The organism is Nocardioides cremeus (assembly GCF_030518195.1).
Taxonomy (GTDB): Bacteria; Actinomycetota; Actinomycetes; order Propionibacteriales; family Nocardioidaceae; genus Nocardioides; species Nocardioides cremeus.
The window spans coordinates 1-290 of record NZ_JAULSC010000179.1 but is presented as its reverse complement, the minus strand read 5'-3'; the positions used below and the strand labels follow the sequence as shown (position 1 = coordinate 290).

Annotated in this window: 1 protein-coding gene; it reads left to right on the top strand. The window is 44.1% G+C overall.

What is annotated here, in order from left to right; all coding sequences use genetic code 11:
- Positions 1 to 8 precede the first annotated feature (8 nt).
- The coding region (locus QWJ41_RS20980) for a pectinesterase family protein (protein WP_302710419.1) at positions 9 to 290 on the top strand (282 nt) is incomplete at its 3' end.

Here is a 290-nt window from a genome sequence, read left to right as displayed (position 1 = left end):
GCAAAAGAGTGTACTTCAATAAACCAACAATTAAAGGAGACGTCGACTTCATCTTCGGATCCGGCTCGGCCGTGTTCGAGTCTGCGCAAATCATCGGTAGAGCAGACAGACGCAATACCGCTCTTGTTTTTGCTCCAAATACCGACAATGGTCAAAAATATGGCTTCCTAGTTATTAACAGTAAAATTACCGCTGAAAGTGCGGTCGCATCTAAAAAAGGATGTCATTTAGCTAGGGCATGGGACTCATCGTCGAATCCTAATGCCAACGGTCAACTCGTAATTAGAAAC